The following is a 15,923-nucleotide window of genomic DNA, read 5'->3' on the forward strand; positions in this document are numbered from 1 at the left end:
GGGCCGTCGCACCGACCGGCGCACGGTCGGCCGGCGCGGACGGGTCACACCTCCTGATCGGCCTTGATCGGCACGGCGATCGTCTCGGTGAGCTGCTGTTCGTAGCGCCGCTGACGCCGGCGCAGCCACAGTCCACCGAGCACCAGCAGGGCGAGTACGCCGTACGCCGCGGCGGCGAAGGGCTGCATGACCAGGGTCGACAGGTCGCCCTGGCTCAGCTGCAGCGCCTTGCGCAGGTACTCCTCCCCCATGGGGCCGAGGATCATCCCGACCACCAGCGGCGCGACCGGGTACCCGTACCGCCGCATGAAGTAGCCGAGCGCCCCGATGATCACCAGGATGAGGATGTCGACCGTCGAGAAATTCAGCGCGTACGCCCCGAAGGCCGCGAACAGCAGGATGCCGGCGTACAGGTACGGTCGCGGGATCTGCAGCAGCTTCACCCACATCCCCACCAGCGGCAGGTTCAGCACGATGAGGATCACGTTGCCGAGGTACAGGCTCGCCACCAGCGCCCAGACCAGCTGCGGCTGTGACTCGAACAGCAGCGGCCCTGGCTGCAGGCCGTACGCCTGGAACGCGACGAGGATGATCGCCGCCGTCGCCGTGGTCGGCAGCCCGAGCGTCAGCAGCGGGACGAGCACGCCCGCGGCCGCGGCGTTGTTGGCGGACTCGGGCCCGGCCACGCCCTCGATCGCCCCTCTCCCGAACTCGGCCTTGTGCTTGGAGAGCCGGCGCTCGGTCGCATAGGAGAGGAAGGTGGCGACATCCGCTCCCCCGGCGGGGATGGTGCCGATCGGGAAGCCGATCGCCGTGCCGCGCAGCCAGGGCCGCCACGACCGCTTCCAGTCCTCCCGCGTCATCCAGCTGCGCCATCCGCGGGTGACGGGGATGACGTCGATCGAGCCGTGCCGCAGCTTCGCCGAGATGTACAGGGTCTCGCCGACGGCGAAGAGCCCGACCGCCACCAGCACGATGTCAACGCCGTCCGAGAGGGGCAGCAGGCCCAGTGTGTAGCGCTGCTGGCCCGACAGCAGGTCGGTGCCGACGAGGCCGAGGAACAGGCCCACGCCCAGCGACAGCATCCCGCGCGGCACCGAGCTGCCGATCAGGGCGCCGACGGTGATGAACGCGATCATGATCAGGGCGAAGTAGTCCGCCGGCCCCAGCCCGACCGCGAACGACGCGAGCACCGGGGCGAGCAGCGTGAGCCCGACGGTGGCGAGTGTGCCGGCTACGAACGAGCCGATCGCGGCTGTCGCGAGCGCCGCGGCACCGCGACCGAGCCGCGCCATCCGGTTCCCCTCGATGGCCGTGACGATCGACGCCGACTCCCCTGGGGTGTTCAGCAGGATGCTGGTCGTCGACCCGCCGTACATGCCGCCGTAGTAGATGCCCGCGAAGGTGATGAGCGCCGCGGTCGGGTCGAGCGTGTATGTCAGAGGCAGCAGCAGGGCGACCGTCATCGCGGGGCCGATGCCCGGCAGCACGCCCACGGCGGTGCCGATCAGCACGCCGAGGAATGCGAAGACGAGGTACTGGGGCTGCATCGCCGTGGCGAGCCCCTCCATCAGCAGGGTCCAGCTGTCCATCAGAACATCCCTCCCAGCCAGCCGAGCGCCGGACCCCAGGGCAGCGAGAGTCCGAGCAGCCCGCCGAAGACGACCTGCACGATCAGGCCGATGACGATGCCGACCACGAAACCGAGCCACCAGCGGCGGGCCCCGAGCGTCCAGGCGATGATGCCGAACAGCACAGCCGCTGCCGGCATCCAGCCGACGACGTCGATCAGCAGCAGGTGGGCGATGAGGGCACCGGTGATCTTCGCCAGGGTGAACCAGTCGGTGCGGGCGGCCGGGTCGATGTCCTCGGCATCCTCGACCTCGGCGCGCTCTCCGCGCAGCACGCCGATGAGGACGGCGACGGCCGAGCCGAGCAGGACGATGGAGACGAAGATCGGGAAGACCGTCGGCCCGACGGTCGCACCGACGGGTACGCGGATGCCGAAGACGCCGGCGAGCGCGAAGACGCCGAGGGCGAGCATGAGCAGGGCGAAGACGAGCTCTCCGACGGGAACCCGCCGGGCGGACCGGGTGTTCACCTCGGTCCGCCCGTTCGCCCCGGTGACCGGGGCGCGCATGTCAGATCAGCCCGATGTTCTCGAGCGTGCCGGTCACGTCGGAGATGTTCTGCTCGATGAAGGCATCCAGCTCGTCGCCGGTGAGGAACGCGTCGGCCCAGCCCTTGGTCTCGAGCTCGCTCTGCCAGGCGTCCGAGTCGTGCATCTCGGCGACGATCCGCTCGAGCTCGGCGCGCTCGGCATCCGAGATGCCACCTGGGGCGATCACGCCGCGCCAGTTGGTCAGCACGACGTCGTAGCCCGCATCGGTGATGGTCGGCACGTCCGGCAGCTGGGCGGCCGGTTCCGCTCCCGAGACGGCGAGGGCGCGCATGGTGCCCTTCTCGATGTGCTGCTGGAACTCGCCGATGCCCGAGATGCCCGCGTCGACCTTGCCGCCGATGATCAGCGACACCGCCTCGCCACCGCCGGCGTTGGGCGTGTAGTTCAGCTTCTCGGTGATCTCGGCGCCCTCCAGGCCCGCCGCCTCGAGCAGCAGGCCGGCGAGGATGTGATCGGCGCCGCCGGCGGAGCCGCCGGTGACCGTGATCTCCTGGCCCTTGTCGACGATGTCCTCGACGAGCGCCTCCAGCGTGTCGTACTCCGAATCGGCGGGCACGACCACGACGAGCGCCTCGTCGGTCAGCCGTGCGATCGGGGTGGTGTCCTCCAGGCGCACCTGCGAGGCGTTCGTCTCGATCGCACCGACCATGACCAGCCCGTTGACCATGAGCGTCGCCGGGTCCTTCTCGTTGCGCAGCTGGGCGAGACCGATGGTCCCGCCTGCGCCGCCGACGTTGGTCACCGGCGCGGTCGTGACGATGCCGTCATCCGTGAGCACCTTGGCGATCGCGCGGCCGGTCTGATCCCAGCCGCCGCCGGGGTCTGCGGGGACGATGATCGAGACGTCCGTGAAGCTGGCCTTCTCCGCCGCGTCTCCGGCGGCGGGGGTGCCTGCAGTCTGCGACGAGCATCCGGTGACGGCGAGGGCTGCGGCGGCCGCGATCGCGATCAGTGCACTGCGTGTTCTCTTCATTGCGCTCCTCCTTGAGCGGTGTCGGGATTGCTGACGAACGTAGGCCGACCGGTGGCCGCGATTCTGCTTCCGAAACCATTGGTCGGGGTTTCGGAACTATTGGTCGCGGATATCCCGTGTACCCGCTTCTGCGCACTCGCGCGGGCAGGGACAATGGCTGAGTGGCCTCGATGATGAAGCGCGCGTCGACGATGACGCAGGGCGGCGGGATGCCGCGGGATGGCCGGATGCCGCTGCGGGTGCAGCTGATCCTGCTGCAGGCGCTGATCGTCGCGCTCGTCACCCTGATCGCCGGCGCGACGGCCGGCGTCATCCAGGAGCGCACCGTGCGCAACGCCTACGAGGACCGGATGCTGGCGGTCGCCCAGTCGATCGCGACGATGCCGATCATCCTGAACGCGTTCGACGACGCCGATCCGGCGACGACGATCCAGCCCCTCGCGGAGGCCATCCGCGAAGCATCCGACCTGACGTACGTCGTGATCGCGGATGCCGACGGCATCCGCTTCTCGCATCCGAACCCCGCTCGCATCGGGCAGCGCGTGTCGACCGACCCGTCGGTGCCCCTCTCGGGCGAGATCTACATGGGCACGCAGACCGGCACGCTCGGCACCACGTGGCGGGTGAAGGTCCCGATCTTCCAGGACGACGAGGTGATCGGCACGGCATCCGTCGGCATCCTCGAGTCGGAGGGCGTCGGCGAATTCGCCGGCAACCTGGCCTGGATCATCGGCGCCATGCTCGCCGCCGTGGTCTTCGGCGTGTTCGGAGCCGCGTGGGTGACGGCGGTGATCCGCCGCCGCATCCACCTGCTCGAGCCGCACGAGATCACCGCGCTGGTGCGCAATCAGGAGACCACCCTGCACGGGCTCAGCGAGGGTGTGATCACCGTCGGCGCCGACGGCATCATCACGCTGGTCAACGACGCCGCCGCGCGGCTGCTGGGAGCGGATGCTCTGCAGCTGACCGGTGCTCGGGCCGCCGACGTGCTGGATGCCGAGCTGCTCACGGTGCTGCGCGACGGGGAGGATGCCGGACGCCCGGTGATCTCCGGCGACCACGTGCTGGTGGCGCGCAGTACCGGGGCACGGCTGGACGGTGAGACGGTGGAGGCGACGCTGCTGCTGCGCGACCACACCGAGCTGCACGACGTGGTGCGCCGCGTCGAGGCGGCCGACGCGATCATCGCGTTCCGCCAGCGTGCGGGCCTGCCGAAGGGGCTCAGCCCCGAGACGCTGGAGCGGGTGGCGACGGCGCTCGCGGAGCATCCCGACGCCTCGGCCACCGAGATCGGCGAGGTGCTCTCGATCTCACGCGTGAGCGCGCGGCGCTACCTCGAGCACCTTGCCAGCACCGGTCGGGCGATCCGCTCACTGGACTACAGCACGAAGGGGCGCCCCGGCACGCGCTACCGCACGAACGATCCGGTGAGTGCAGGGCACTGAGGCTGCAGGGCACTGAGGCGGAGCCGTCGGCGGCTGCTGGAACCGGCGGGGCCGGCCGTTGCCGACCGCCCCTAGGACGAAGAGGCCCGCCGTCCCCGGAAGGGGACGACGGGCCTCTCACTGAGTGCTGTGGCTTACTTGCCGGCCTCGGTGAAGCCTGCGGCCTCGGCAGCCTCCGCGGTGCGGAACCACACCTCGGCGACGGTCTGCTCGTACCACTGGCCATCCGGGCGGTGGAACTTCATCGAGTCCTTGTTGCCCTTGATGTCGAAGCCCTCGGGAGCCGAGCCGTCCTCGAGAGGAGCGGCCGAGTCCTCGCCGAACTCGCCGTCGACGAGCGCTGCGGGAGCGGCGGTCTCCTCGACGGGAGCCTCCTCGGCCTTCTCGGCCTTGGCGGGCTTCTCAGCCTTGGCGGCGGGCTTGGCGGCCGCCTTCTTCTTGGGCGTGACGGGCTCGAGGACGAGCTCGATCACGGCCATGGGGGCGTTGTCGCCCTTGCGGTTGCCGACCTTCGTGATGCGGGTGTAGCCACCCTCACGCTCGGCGACGAGCGGCGCGATCTCGTTGAAGAGGATGTGCGCGGCGTCCTTGTTGGAACGCAGCACGGTCAGCGCGCGACGGCGGGCGTGCAGGTCGCCGCGCTTGCCGAGCGTGATGAGGCGCTCAGCCAGCGGACGAAGGCGCTTCGCCTTGGTCTCGGTCGTCTTGATCGACTTGTGAACGAAGAGCGCGGCGGCGAGGTTCGCGAGAAGAAGGCGCTCGTGTGCGGGGCCGCCTCCGAGGCGGGGACCCTTGGTGGGCTTGGGCATAATCGTCTAACTCCTGGTCAGAAAGAGGTCGGGTTTCAGAAGGACTCGTCTTCGTTGCCGCTGTAGAAGTGGGCGCCGTCGAAACCGGGCACCGAATCCTTCAGCGACAGACCGAGCGAGACGAGCTTGTCGCGCACCTCGTCGACCGACTTCTGTCCGAAATTGCGGATGTTCATCAGCTGCGTCTCGGAAAGGGCGACCAGCTCCGAAACGGTGTTGATGCCCTCGCGCTTGAGGCAGTTGTACGAGCGCACCGACAGATCGAGGTCCTCGATCGGCATGGAGAGCTCGCTGGAGAGCACAGCCTCGACCGGCGCGGGGCCGATCTCGATGCCCTCGGCCTCGACGTTCAGCTCGCGGGCGAGGCCGAACAGCTCGGTGAGGGTCTTGGCTGCGGATGCGACGGCGTCGCGCGGGCTGATCGCCGACTTCGTCTCGACGTCGAGGACGAGCTTGTCGAAGTCGGTGCGCTCACCGGCACGGGTGGCGTCGACGCGGTAGCTGACCTTGAGCACCGGCGAGTAGATCGAGTCGACCGGGATCTGGCCGGCCTCGGCGTACTCGTTGCGGTTCTGCGCCGCCGACACGTAGCCGCGGCCGCGCTCGATGGTGAGCTCGAGCTCGAAGCGAGCCGTGTCGTTGAGCGTGGCGATGACCAGGTCGGGGTTGTGCACCTCGACACCCGCCGGAGCGGAGATGTCGGCTGCGGTGACCTCGCCGGCGCCCGTCTTGCGCAGGTACGCGGTGATGGGCTCGTCGCGCTCGCTGGAGACGACCAGCTGCTTGATGTTGAGGATGATCTCGGTGACGTCCTCCTTCACACCGGGGATCGTGCTGAACTCGTGCAGCACGCCGTCGATGCGAATGGTGGTGACCGAAGCGCCGGGGATCGACGAGAGCAGGCTGCGGCGCAGCGCGTTGCCGATCGTGTAGCCGAATCCGGGCTCGAGCGGCTCGATCACGAACCGGCTGCGGTTCTCGGAGATCTTTTCCTCGGTGAGAGTGGGACGCTGTGCGATGAGCACTATGTGTTCCTTTCGATCACATGCCCGCTATATGACATGTGTGGGTGAGGTCTTTAGTTGAGAAGTCTTCGGGCGACTGTGCCCCGCTGGGTCCCTGAGCTTGTCGAAGGGGCCCCAGCAGGGCAGCAGTCGAGCGAGATCAGACGCGACGACGCTTCGGCGGACGGCAGCCGTTGTGCGCCTGCGGGGTGACGTCCTGGATGGACCCCACCTCGAGGCCGGCGGCCTGCAGCGAGCGGATCGCGGTCTCGCGGCCCGAACCCGGACCCTTCACGAAGACGTCGACCTTCTTGACGCCGTGCTCAGCGGCCTGGCGGGCAGCGGACTCCGCTGCCATGCCTGCGGCGTACGGCGTCGACTTGCGCGAGCCCTTGAAGCCCACGCCACCGGACGAGGCCCAGCTGATGACAGCGCCGGACGGGTCGGTGATCGAGACGATGGTGTTGTTGAACGTCGACTTGATGTGGGCCTGGCCCAGCGCGATGTTCTTCTTCTCCTTGCGGCGCGGCTTGCGCGCGGCGGCCTTGGGTGCAGCCATGAAAGTGTTCTCCTATTCCCTGGCCGCTTAGCGGGCCTTCTTCTTGCCGGCGACGGTGCGCTTCGGGCCCTTGCGGGTACGGGCGTTGGTCTTGGTGCGCTGACCGCGGACCGGAAGGCCACGACGGTGGCGGAGGCCCTCGTAGGAGCCGATCTCGACCTTGCGGCGGATGTCTGCGGCGACCTCGCGGCGCAGGTCACCCTCCACCTTGTAGTTGCCTTCGATGTGGTCACGGAGGGCCACGAGCTGGTCGTCGGTGAGGTCCTTGACGCGGATCGACTCGTCGATCTCGGTCGCCTTGAGGATCTCGACGGAGCGGGTACGGCCGATGCCGTAGATGTAGGTGAGGGCGATCACCACGCGCTTGTCACGCGGGATGTCAACGCCGGCAAGACGTGCCATGCGGTTCTCCTGGAGTGTTGTGGAGGTGTGGAGCAGCATCCGTTCCCGGGCCTCCGCCCCGAGGTGTCCGCTTCAACCGGGCCGATGAGCCCGCTCAACTGGGTTGCTGAGCCTGTCGAAGCATCCGATGCTGCCTGTTTTTCGATATCGAGTTGTTCAGGTGCCGGGTCGGATGCCGAAGCACACGACCCGACCCCGCTCAGCCCTGGCGCTGCTTGTGGCGCGGGTTGCTCTTGCAGATCACCATGACACGACCGTGACGACGGATCACGCGGCAGTGGTCGCAGATGGGCTTGACGCTGGGGTTGACCTTCATGATGTTTCCTGTTCGCTGTCTTCACCGGGCAGGCGCGGTCGCCTGGGGTGTTACTTCTCGGCCGATCAGCGGTAGCGGTAGACGATGCGGCCGCGGGTCAGGTCGTAGGGGCTGAGCTCCACGACCACGCGGTCCTCGGGGATGATGCGGATGTAGTTCTGCCGCATCTTTCCGGAGATCGTTGCCAGAACCTTGTGTCCGTTGGAGAGCTCAACGCGGAACATCGCGTTGGGCAGCGCCTCGGACACGACGCCCTCGATCTCGATGACACCGTCTTTCTTAGCCATAGCCTCGCTGACGCTTCTGCAGATCGGCCGATCTGCGGTGGATGGGTGATGAGTGATGCCGCCTTACGCGGACACGCCGAGATAAGGCGCAAGGCACCAAAGATCTATGTTAGACCGTGTCGGCGCGTCCGGCAACTCGGCGTCAGGCGATGGCCTTCAGGTACTCGTCGACCTTGGTGAACATCTCCTGCAGCGTCTGACCCTCGACGACCTCGCCGTCCAGCTCGATGGTGGGCGTGCCCTGGATGTCGTGGGCGTTCGCCTGGGCCGCCGGGTACTTCAGGTAGGTGCCGTCGGCGATGCAGCTCTCGGCGCCGGCCGCGCCGACCTCCTCGGCGTAGGCGACCAGCTGCTCGTCGGTCAGGCCGGGGGTGTTCTCGGCGGGCTGGTTCTCGTACAGGGTAGCGATGTACTCGAGCGTCTTGTCGGCGTCGGACTCGGCGACGCAGTAGACGGCCGCGGCGGCGCGCGAGGAGTAGTTCGTGCCCTGCGAGAAGCGGTCGAGGATCGAGATCGGGTGCACGTTCAGGGTGATCTTGTCATCGGCTGCGAGCTCGGTCAGCTGGTCGGCGAAGGTCTGCTCGAAGGCGTTGCAGGCCGGGCACATCAGGTCGATGTAGGTGTCGACGACCTTGTCGCCCTCGCCGAACGAGATCGCACCGGTCTCGGCGTTGATGATGGCTCCCTTGGGCGCGGGGCCCGCGTCGTTGGCCTGGTTGTTCATCCACACCACGACTCCCCCGAGGGCGACCAGCGCCACGACGACGGCGATGGAGATTCCGATGGCGAACCAGTTGGGCTTGCTCTGGGCCTGGGCCATGACAGTCCGATCTTTCTGCAGGAAAAGGTCACCCCAATTCTGCCCGGCTCACGCTATGCCTGCCATGTGAACCACACCCTCCTCCCGCCCCTCCCCTTCCCCTTCCCACGAGACTTGCCTTCCAGCACGAGACTTGGCTCCAGACGCACTGTCTCGTGCCGGAAGGCAAGTCTCGGCCGTCGGATGACTGTTCTCCACAGACGCGAGGCGTCGGCCACTTGCCCACAATGCATGGAACGGCGCACAGGTCCGCGGGGTGGGTGCGGTGAGGATGACGGGATGCTGCTGCTCACAGACCGCGCCGTGCGCGAGTGCCCCCTGCCGCTGATCACCCGCGATGAAGCCCGGATGCTGGGGACGACACTCGGCCGCACCACCCATGTCAGGCTCCGCCGCGGCATTCACGTGCGACGCGCCGAGTACCTCGACCTCAAGCCGTGGGAGCAGTACGCGGTCCGCGTGCATGCCTTCATCCGCAAGCATCCGGATGCTGTTCTGTGCCTCGAGTCCGCCGCGGTGCTGCATGGGCTTCCGCTGTTCAGGCATCCGCGCGACATCCACGTGTTCGACCCGGACGCCCGAACGTCGCAGCGCTTCGGAGACGTGTGCGTGCATGCCAGCGCCGATCCCCGCGACGTGGTCCGAATCGCCGGGGCCGCTGTCACCTCGCTTCTGGACACCGTCGCCGACCTCGCTCGGGTGACCGCGCCGGCACGCGCCCTGGCCGTCGTCGACAGCGCGATCTCTCCTGCCCAGGGCGGGGATCTGCTGATCGATGCGATCCGCGAGCGAGTCGGCGAGCAGCAGAACGGCAGGGGCCGTGCCCAGCTGCGCTGGGTGTGCGACCGCGCCGACGGACGCTCGGAGTCACCCGCGGAGAGCGTGAGCAGGGCGGTGATCGAGTGGTGCGGCTACGAGGAGCCTCAGCTGCAACACGAGTTCCGGTACGAGGGCTCCCTCGACCGCGTGGACTTCCTCTTCCCCACTCGACGCACCATCGGAGAGGCCGACGGATGGGGCAAATACAGGCTGGACGATCCGGAAGCAGCCGCGCAGAATCTGCGCGACGAGAAGCGAAGGGAGGACCGACTGCGCCGTCACGGGCATCCGTTCGCCCGGTGGGATCTCACTGCGGCCTGGCGCGTGACCCCACTCACCGACGCGTTGCGCGCTGCTGGCCTGACCCCGAAGCATCCGACGCAGTCCGCCATGCTCGCGACCCTCGCCCGCGGCAACCGCGATCGACGCTCCTGACCACGAGACTTCTCATTCAGCATGAGACAGGCCTCAGGGAGCCAAGTCTCGTGCTGGAAGGCAAGTCTCGGCGAAATAGCGGCGGATCAGGCGAGAGGGGTGGGGGTGACGCCGAAGGCGGCGAGGGCGGCTGCGCCGCCGTCGGGGGCGGTCAGCACCCAGATGCCGTCGGCGTGGCGTGCCACGCTGTGCTCCCAATGCGAGCCGTCGGTACCGTCGACGGTCGAGACGGTCCAGTCATCGTCCTCGACGAAGGTCGCCTCTCCCCCGGCTGTGACCATCGGCTCGATGGCCAGCACGAGGCCGGGGCGCACCTCGGCGCCGGCATCCGGGGTGCGGTAGTTGAAGACGCTCGGCGCCTCGTGCATCTTGCGTCCGATGCCGTGCCCGACGTACTCGCGCAGGATGCCGTAGGTCTCGCCCGAGACCTCGGACGGCCCCTGCGCCTCGATGTACTCCTGGATCGCCGCACCGATGTCGCCGATGTGCCTCGCGGTCGCCATCGCGGCGATGCCGGCCCACATCGAACCCTCGGTGACCCGCGACAGCTCCTCACGGCGCGCGACCAGCTCGGTACGCGCCGGGTCGGGGGCGACGAAGGTCACGGCACTGTCGCCGTTCCAGCCCTGATACTGGGCGCCGCAGTCGATCGAGATGATGTCGCCCGGCTCGAGCACGCGGTCGCCGGGGATGCCGTGCACGACCTGCTCGTTCACCGAGATGCAGGTGGTGTGCCGGTAGCCGCGCACGAGCTGGAAGTTCGACTCCGCTCCGCGCGCGACGATGGCTCGCTCGGCGACGGCATCCAGCTCGCCCGTGGTGACGCCTGCGCGCACCAGGGGACGTACGGCATCCAGCGCCGCGGCCGTGATGAGCCCCGGCTCGATCATCGATCGAAGCTGCGCGGGGGTCTTGTAGATCGACCTGCGGAACATCGTCACATCTGCGGCCGGCTCAGACGAGCTGGCCGATGCCCCGAGCCGCGAGCGCGGTCGAGATGCGGGCGGTGATGTCGTCGAGCGAGCCGACGCCGTCAATGCGGTCGACGATGCCGCGCTGCTCGTACACCGAGATGATCGGCGCCGTCTCGTTCTCGTAGATGTCCAGACGGTGCGCGATCGCCTCGTCCGTGTCATCCGACCGGCCCTGCTCGGTCGCGCGCAGGCGCAGCCGCTCCAGGCTCTCCTCGCGCGGCACGTCGAGCAGGATCACGGCGTCGAGCGCGGCATCCGAGTCGGCCAGGAATGCGTCGAGGTGACCGACCTGCACGGTGTTGCGCGGGTAGCCGTCGAGCAGGAAGCCGCTCGCCGCATCATCCTGCGACAGCCGGTCGCGCACGATCTCGCTGGTGAGCTCGTCGGGGACGAGGTCGCCGGCGTCGAGGATCGCGGTGACTTTCTTGCCGAGGTCGGTGCCCTCCTTGATGTTCGCGCGGAAGATGTCACCGGTGGAGACCACGGGGATGCCGAGGGCCTCGGCCACGCGCACACCCTGGGTGCCCTTGCCCGAGCCCTGCGGGCCGACGATCAGCAGTCGTGCGGTAGAGGTCATCGGAGGAGCCCTTCGTAATGGCGCTGCTGCAGCTGCGCGTCGATCTGCTTCACCGTCTCGAGACCGACACCCACGATGATGAGGATCGAGGCCCCGCCGAACGGGAAGTTCTGGTTCGCCTGCACGGTCGCCAGCGCGATCAGCGGGATCAGCGCGACGATGCCGAGGTAGAGCGAACCGGGGAACGTGATGCGGGTGATCACGTAGTCGAGGTACTCGGCCGTGGGACGGCCGGCACGGATGCCGGGGATGAACCCGCCGTACTTCTTCATGTTGTCGGCGATCTCGACCGGGTTGAAGGTGATCGCGACGTAGAAGAACGTGAAGCCGATGTTGAGCAGGAAGTAGATCAGCATGTACAGCGGCTGGTCACCCGAGACGAGGTAGGTGGAGACCCATGCGACCCAAGCCGGCGGCTCGCTGCCGTCGGTCGGGGTGTTGAACTGCGCCACGAGCATCGGCAGGTACAGCAGCGACGAGGCGAAGATGATCGGGATCACACCCGCCATGTTGACCTTGATCGGGATGTACGTGTTGGTGCCGCCATAGGTGCGACGGCCCACCATGCGCTTGGCGTACTGCACCGGCACGCGGCGCTGCGACTGCTCGACGTAGACGATCAGCGTCATCACGACCAGGCCGACGGCCATCACCAGCAGGAAGGTCTCGAAGCCCTTGGCCTCCCAGATGCCCCACATCGCGGCGGGGAACGTGGCGGCGATCGAGGTGAAGATCAGCAGCGACATGCCGTTGCCGATGCCGCGCTCGGTGACGAGCTCGGCCATCCACATGATCAGGCCGGTACCGGCGGTCATCGCGATGATGATGAGCAGCTGCGCCCACCACACGTCGTTGGTGAGCAGGTTCATGCAGGCCGCGACATCCGTCTGGCCGAAGAGCTGACCGCTGCGGGCGACCGTCACCAGGGTGCTGGACTGCAGCAGCGCGAGGGCGATCGTCAGGTAGCGGGTGTACTGGGTGAGCTTGCTCTGACCCGCCTGGCCCTCCTTGTGGAGGGTCTCGAAGTGCGGGATGACCACGCGCAGCAGCTGCACGATGATCGTCGCGGTGATGTAGGGCATGACGCCGAGCGCGAAGATCGACAGCTGCAGCAGCGCCCCGCCGGAGAACAGGTTGACGAGTCCGAGAAGGCCATCGGCGCCCGCCGTCGTGGCGAGACACTGCTCGACGTTCGGGAAGTGCACGAACGGAGCCGGCACATTCGAGCCCAGGCGGTACAGGGCGATGATGCCGATGGTGAAAAGGATCTTCTGCCGCAGATCAGGCGTGCGGAAGATTCGCGCGATGGCGCTAAACAAGGGCGTTCCTCCTGAAGGGGTTGCCGTACGTCGAAGGACGGCCGAAAGTCCAGGGTAACGCACAGGAGGGGTCGGAGAATCTCCGACCCCTCCTCGCGTTGATCACCGGCGTGTCAGTTGACGGTACCGCCGGCAGCGACGATCTTCTGCTCCGCACTGCCCGAGACCTTGTCGACCGAGACCGACAGCTTGACCGAGATGTCGCCGTCGCCGAGGACCTTGACCTTCTCGTTCTTGCGGACGGCGCCCTTCGCGACCAGGTCGCTGACGGTGACGTCGCCACCCTTCGGGTAGAGCTCGGCGAGCTTGGCCAGGTTCACGACCTGGTACTCGACGCGGAACGGGTTCTTGAACCCGCGCAGCTTCGGGGTGCGCATGTGCAGCGGCATCTGCCCACCCTCGAAGCCGATGCGCACGGTGTTGCGCGCCTTGGTGCCCTTGGTACCGCGACCGGCGGTCTTGCCCTTCGAGCCCTCACCGCGACCGACACGGGTCTTGGCGGTGTTGGCGCCGGGGACCGGACGCAGGTGGTGCACCTTCAGGACAGCCGGACGCGAGGCCTCTGCCTCGGCATCCTTCTTGGCCGGAGCCTTCTTGGCGGCGGACTTGGCCGGAGCGGCCTTGGCAGCGGCCGGCTTCTTGGCGGCGGCCTTCTTCGGAGCGGCCGCGGCCTTCTCCTCGACGGCTTCGTTCTTCTCAGCCATTAGTCGATCTCCTCAACCTTGACGAGGTGAGCGACGGTGCGGACGTAACCGCGCGTCTGGGCGTCGTCGGGACGGACGACCGAGTCGCCGATCCGCTTGAGGCCGAGCGAACGCAGCGTGTCGCGCTGGTTCTGCTTCTCACTCACCTTGGACTTGATCTGCGTGACCTTGAGGCGCTCAGCCATCAGGCACCTACCTTCTGCGCGGCGGCGGCAGCAGCGGCCTTCGCCTCGTTGCGGATGATGATCTCCGGCACGACGGCGTCGTAGTCGAGACCACGGCGCGCGGCGACGGCACGCGGCTCCTCGAGACCCTGCAGCGCCTCAACGGTCGCGTGCACGATGTTGATCGTGTTCGACGAGCCGAGCGACTTCGACAGGACGTCGTGGATGCCTGCGCACTCGAGGACGGCGCGGACCGGACCACCGGCGATGACACCGGTACCGGCAGCGGCCGGACGAAGCAGCACGACACCGGCGGCTGCCTCACCCTGCACGGGGTGCGGGATGGTCGAGCCGACGCGGGGCACGCGGAAGAAGTTGCGCTTGGCCTCTTCGACACCCTTCGAGATCGCCAGGGGGACCTCGCGGGCCTTGCCGTAGCCGACGCCCACCAGACCGTTGCCGTCACCGACGACCACGAGAGCGGTGAAGCTGAAGCGACGACCACCCTTCACGACCTTCGAGACGCGGTTGATGGTGACGACGCGCTCCAGGAACTGGTTGTCGCCACGGTCGCGCGAGTTGCGGTCGCGGCTCTGGCCGCGGTCGCGTCCGCCACGACGGCCGTCACGCTGCTCGCGCTGCGGCTCAGCCTGAGCCTCGGCAGGAGCGGTTTCGGTCACTTCGTTCTCCTTGTTGTCACTCACAGTGCCAGCCCCCCTTCACGGGCGCCATCGGCGATGGCCGCGACGCGACCCGCGTAGCGGTTGCCGCCACGGTCGAACACGGCCTCGGTGAAGCCGGCGGCCTTGGCGCGCTCGGCGAGGAGCTCGCCCACCTTGCGGGCCTTGGCGGTCTTGTCACCGTCGAAGGAACGCAGGTCGGTCTCGAGCGTGGATGCGGATGCCACGGTGTGGCCCTTGCTGTCGTCGACGAGCTGCACGAACACGTGGCGCGCGGAGCGGTTGACGACCAGACGCGGCCGCAGGTCGGTGCCGACGATCTTCTTGCGAAGACGGGCGTGGCGACGCGAGCGGGCGGCGGACTTGGACTTGACAGCCATGGTTACTTACCAGCCTTTCCGGCCTTGCGACGCACGACCTCGCCGGCGTAGCGCACACCCTTGCCCTTGTACGGCTCGGGCTTGCGGATCTTGCGGATGTTGGCAGCGGCCTCGCCGACAGCCTGCTTGTCGATGCCGCTGACGGTCACCTTGTTGGCGCCCTCGACGGTCAGGGTGATACCTGCCGGCGGGTCGACCACGACCGGGTGCGAGAAGCCCAGCGCGAACTCGATCGAGCTGCCCTTCTGCTGCACGCGGTAACCGGTGCCGACGACCTCGAGGCCCTTGGTGTAGCCCTCGGTGACGCCGATGATGTTGTTGTTGATGAGCGTGCGGGTCAGGCCGTGGAGCGACCGCGACTCACGCTCGTCGTCGGGACGGGTGACCAGAACCTGGTTCTCCTCGACCGCGACCTCGATGGGCTTGGCCACCTGCAGGGTGAGCTCACCCTTGGGGCCCTTCACCGCGACCTCACGGCCGTCGACCGAGATGGTCACGCCCGTGGGGATGTCGATGGGAAGTCGTCCGATACGCGACATGTCAGATCACCACACGTAGGCGAGAACTTCTCCGCCCACGCCCTTCTGCTCGGCCTGACGGTCCGTGAGAAGACCGGAGGAGGTGGACAGGATGGCAACGCCCAGGCCGCCGAGGACCTTGGGCAGCTCGGTCGACTTCGCGTAGACGCGGAGACCGGGCTTCGACACGCGCTTGATGCCGGCGATGGAGCGCTCACGGTTGGGACCGTACTTGAGCGACAGGGTGAGGTTGCTGCCCACGCGAGCGGGAGCGATCTCGAAGCCGGCGATGTAGCCCTCCTGCTGGAGGATCTCGGCGATGTTCGTCTTGAGCTTGCTCGACGGCATCGTCACGGAGTCGTGGTGCGCCGAGTTCGCGTTGCGCAGACGGGTCAGCATGTCTGCGACCGGGTCTGTCATTGTCATGGTTGTCTTCTTTCGATCAAGAGGTTTCGACGCCCGTTACACGGACGCCGACCTGCGTGAACACACAATCTTCAATTGTACGGGGTGCGCGGCGTGCGCTTCGACAGGCTCAGCGACCGGCTGGGTCGCT

The 15,923-nt window shown here is 67.8% G+C and carries 21 protein-coding genes; 2 read left to right on the forward strand and 19 right to left on the reverse strand.

Going from position 1 to position 15,923, the window contains the following annotated elements:
* Positions 1 to 44: 44 nt before the first annotated feature.
* From H7694_RS12380 to H7694_RS12390, 3 genes are read right to left on the reverse strand one after another with little or no spacing between them, the layout of a single operon-like run.
* On the reverse strand, positions 45 to 1,592 hold the full coding sequence (locus tag H7694_RS12380) for a tripartite tricarboxylate transporter permease (RefSeq protein ID WP_193596787.1): 1,548 nt from the start codon (positions 1,590 to 1,592) through the stop codon (positions 45 to 47).
* Positions 1,592 to 2,140 carry a tripartite tricarboxylate transporter TctB family protein gene (locus tag H7694_RS12385; protein WP_193596788.1) on the reverse strand — a complete coding sequence of 183 codons (549 nt, stop codon included), beginning with the start codon at positions 2,138 to 2,140 and terminating at the stop codon, positions 1,592 to 1,594. The genes H7694_RS12380 and H7694_RS12385 overlap by 1 nt, the downstream gene beginning before the upstream one ends.
* Position 2,141: 1 nt before the next feature.
* Positions 2,142 to 3,155: a Bug family tripartite tricarboxylate transporter substrate binding protein gene (locus tag H7694_RS12390; RefSeq protein ID WP_193596789.1), complete on the reverse strand. Its 1,014-nt coding sequence runs from the start codon at positions 3,153 to 3,155 to the stop codon at positions 2,142 to 2,144.
* A gap of 170 nt (positions 3,156 to 3,325) precedes the next feature.
* Here H7694_RS12390 and H7694_RS12395 point away from each other — a divergent pair, with 170 nt between their 5' ends.
* The gene (locus tag H7694_RS12395) at positions 3,326 to 4,600 is read left to right on the forward strand and encodes a PAS domain-containing protein (RefSeq protein ID WP_227468396.1); all 1,275 of its coding nucleotides are present in this window, start codon (positions 3,326 to 3,328) and stop codon (positions 4,598 to 4,600) included.
* Between the two features lie 134 nt (positions 4,601 to 4,734).
* Here the strand turns inward: H7694_RS12395 and rplQ are convergent, their stop codons facing one another.
* The 7 genes from rplQ to H7694_RS12430 all read right to left on the reverse strand — a co-directional run bounded on the left by rplQ (position 4,735) and on the right by H7694_RS12430 (position 8,797).
* On the reverse strand, positions 4,735 to 5,409 hold the full coding sequence (gene rplQ / locus H7694_RS12400; RefSeq protein ID WP_193596790.1) for a 50S ribosomal protein L17: 675 nt from the start codon (positions 5,407 to 5,409) through the stop codon (positions 4,735 to 4,737).
* Between the two features lie 35 nt (positions 5,410 to 5,444).
* Positions 5,445 to 6,434 carry a DNA-directed RNA polymerase subunit alpha gene (locus tag H7694_RS12405; RefSeq protein WP_193596791.1) on the reverse strand — a complete coding sequence of 330 codons (990 nt, stop codon included), beginning with the start codon at positions 6,432 to 6,434 and terminating at the stop codon, positions 5,445 to 5,447.
* A gap of 139 nt (positions 6,435 to 6,573) precedes the next feature.
* Positions 6,574 to 6,972 carry a 30S ribosomal protein S11 gene (rpsK, locus tag H7694_RS12410; RefSeq protein WP_071644012.1) on the reverse strand — a complete coding sequence of 133 codons (399 nt, stop codon included), beginning with the start codon at positions 6,970 to 6,972 and terminating at the stop codon, positions 6,574 to 6,576.
* 27 nt (positions 6,973 to 6,999) lie between these two features.
* Positions 7,000 to 7,374: a 30S ribosomal protein S13 gene (gene rpsM, locus H7694_RS12415; RefSeq protein WP_193596792.1), complete on the reverse strand. Its 375-nt coding sequence runs from the start codon at positions 7,372 to 7,374 to the stop codon at positions 7,000 to 7,002.
* A 199-nt stretch (positions 7,375 to 7,573) separates the two neighbouring features.
* Positions 7,574 to 7,690, reverse strand: a complete 117-nt coding sequence (rpmJ, locus tag H7694_RS12420) for a 50S ribosomal protein L36 (RefSeq protein ID WP_071644008.1) — start codon at positions 7,688 to 7,690, stop codon at positions 7,574 to 7,576.
* A 65-nt stretch (positions 7,691 to 7,755) separates the two neighbouring features.
* On the reverse strand, positions 7,756 to 7,977 hold the full coding sequence (gene infA / locus H7694_RS12425) for a translation initiation factor IF-1 (protein WP_018171468.1): 222 nt from the start codon (positions 7,975 to 7,977) through the stop codon (positions 7,756 to 7,758).
* A gap of 142 nt (positions 7,978 to 8,119) precedes the next feature.
* Positions 8,120 to 8,797 carry a DsbA family protein gene (locus H7694_RS12430; RefSeq protein WP_193596793.1) on the reverse strand — a complete coding sequence of 226 codons (678 nt, stop codon included), beginning with the start codon at positions 8,795 to 8,797 and terminating at the stop codon, positions 8,120 to 8,122.
* Between the two features lie 279 nt (positions 8,798 to 9,076).
* On the opposite strand from H7694_RS12430, the gene H7694_RS12435 reads away from it, so the two are divergent.
* Entirely contained in the window at positions 9,077 to 10,051 is a 975-nt protein-coding gene (locus H7694_RS12435; protein ID WP_193596794.1) for a hypothetical protein, read from the forward strand.
* Positions 10,052 to 10,137: 86 nt separating this feature from the next.
* On the opposite strand, the gene map is transcribed toward H7694_RS12435, so the two are convergent.
* From map to rpsH, 9 genes are all read right to left on the reverse strand, one after another.
* On the reverse strand, positions 10,138 to 10,986 hold the full coding sequence (gene map, locus H7694_RS12440; protein ID WP_193596795.1) for a type I methionyl aminopeptidase: 849 nt from the start codon (positions 10,984 to 10,986) through the stop codon (positions 10,138 to 10,140).
* A gap of 19 nt (positions 10,987 to 11,005) precedes the next feature.
* Positions 11,006 to 11,602: an adenylate kinase gene (locus H7694_RS12445; RefSeq protein WP_193596796.1), complete on the reverse strand. Its 597-nt coding sequence runs from the start codon at positions 11,600 to 11,602 to the stop codon at positions 11,006 to 11,008.
* A complete protein-coding gene (gene secY, locus H7694_RS12450) occupies positions 11,599 to 12,921 on the reverse strand; it encodes a preprotein translocase subunit SecY (RefSeq protein ID WP_193596797.1) in 1,323 nt (440 codons plus the stop codon). The genes H7694_RS12445 and secY overlap by 4 nt, the downstream gene beginning before the upstream one ends.
* A 113-nt stretch (positions 12,922 to 13,034) precedes the next feature.
* Positions 13,035 to 13,625: a 50S ribosomal protein L15 gene (gene rplO / locus H7694_RS12455; RefSeq protein WP_193596798.1), complete on the reverse strand. Its 591-nt coding sequence runs from the start codon at positions 13,623 to 13,625 to the stop codon at positions 13,035 to 13,037.
* Positions 13,625 to 13,810, reverse strand: a complete 186-nt coding sequence (gene rpmD, locus H7694_RS12460) for a 50S ribosomal protein L30 (RefSeq protein WP_193596799.1) — start codon at positions 13,808 to 13,810, stop codon at positions 13,625 to 13,627. The genes rplO and rpmD overlap by 1 nt, the downstream gene beginning before the upstream one ends.
* Positions 13,810 to 14,493: a 30S ribosomal protein S5 gene (rpsE, locus tag H7694_RS12465; RefSeq protein ID WP_179410073.1), complete on the reverse strand. Its 684-nt coding sequence runs from the start codon at positions 14,491 to 14,493 to the stop codon at positions 13,810 to 13,812. Before rpsE ends, rpmD begins: the two co-directional genes overlap by 1 nt.
* On the reverse strand, positions 14,490 to 14,849 hold the full coding sequence (gene rplR, locus H7694_RS12470) for a 50S ribosomal protein L18 (RefSeq protein ID WP_193596800.1): 360 nt from the start codon (positions 14,847 to 14,849) through the stop codon (positions 14,490 to 14,492). The genes rpsE and rplR overlap by 4 nt, the downstream gene beginning before the upstream one ends.
* A gap of 2 nt (positions 14,850 to 14,851) precedes the next feature.
* A complete protein-coding gene (gene rplF, locus H7694_RS12475) occupies positions 14,852 to 15,388 on the reverse strand; it encodes a 50S ribosomal protein L6 (RefSeq protein WP_193596801.1) in 537 nt (178 codons plus the stop codon).
* Positions 15,389 to 15,394: 6 nt separating this feature from the next.
* Positions 15,395 to 15,793, reverse strand: coding sequence for a 30S ribosomal protein S8 (rpsH, locus tag H7694_RS12480; protein ID WP_193596802.1), 399 nt, complete (start codon positions 15,791 to 15,793; stop codon positions 15,395 to 15,397).
* Between the last annotated feature and the right edge of the window lie 130 nt (positions 15,794 to 15,923).

The sequence above is a fragment of the Microbacterium sp. YJN-G genome (assembly GCF_015040615.1).
Classification (GTDB): Bacteria; Actinomycetota; Actinomycetes; order Actinomycetales; family Microbacteriaceae; genus Microbacterium.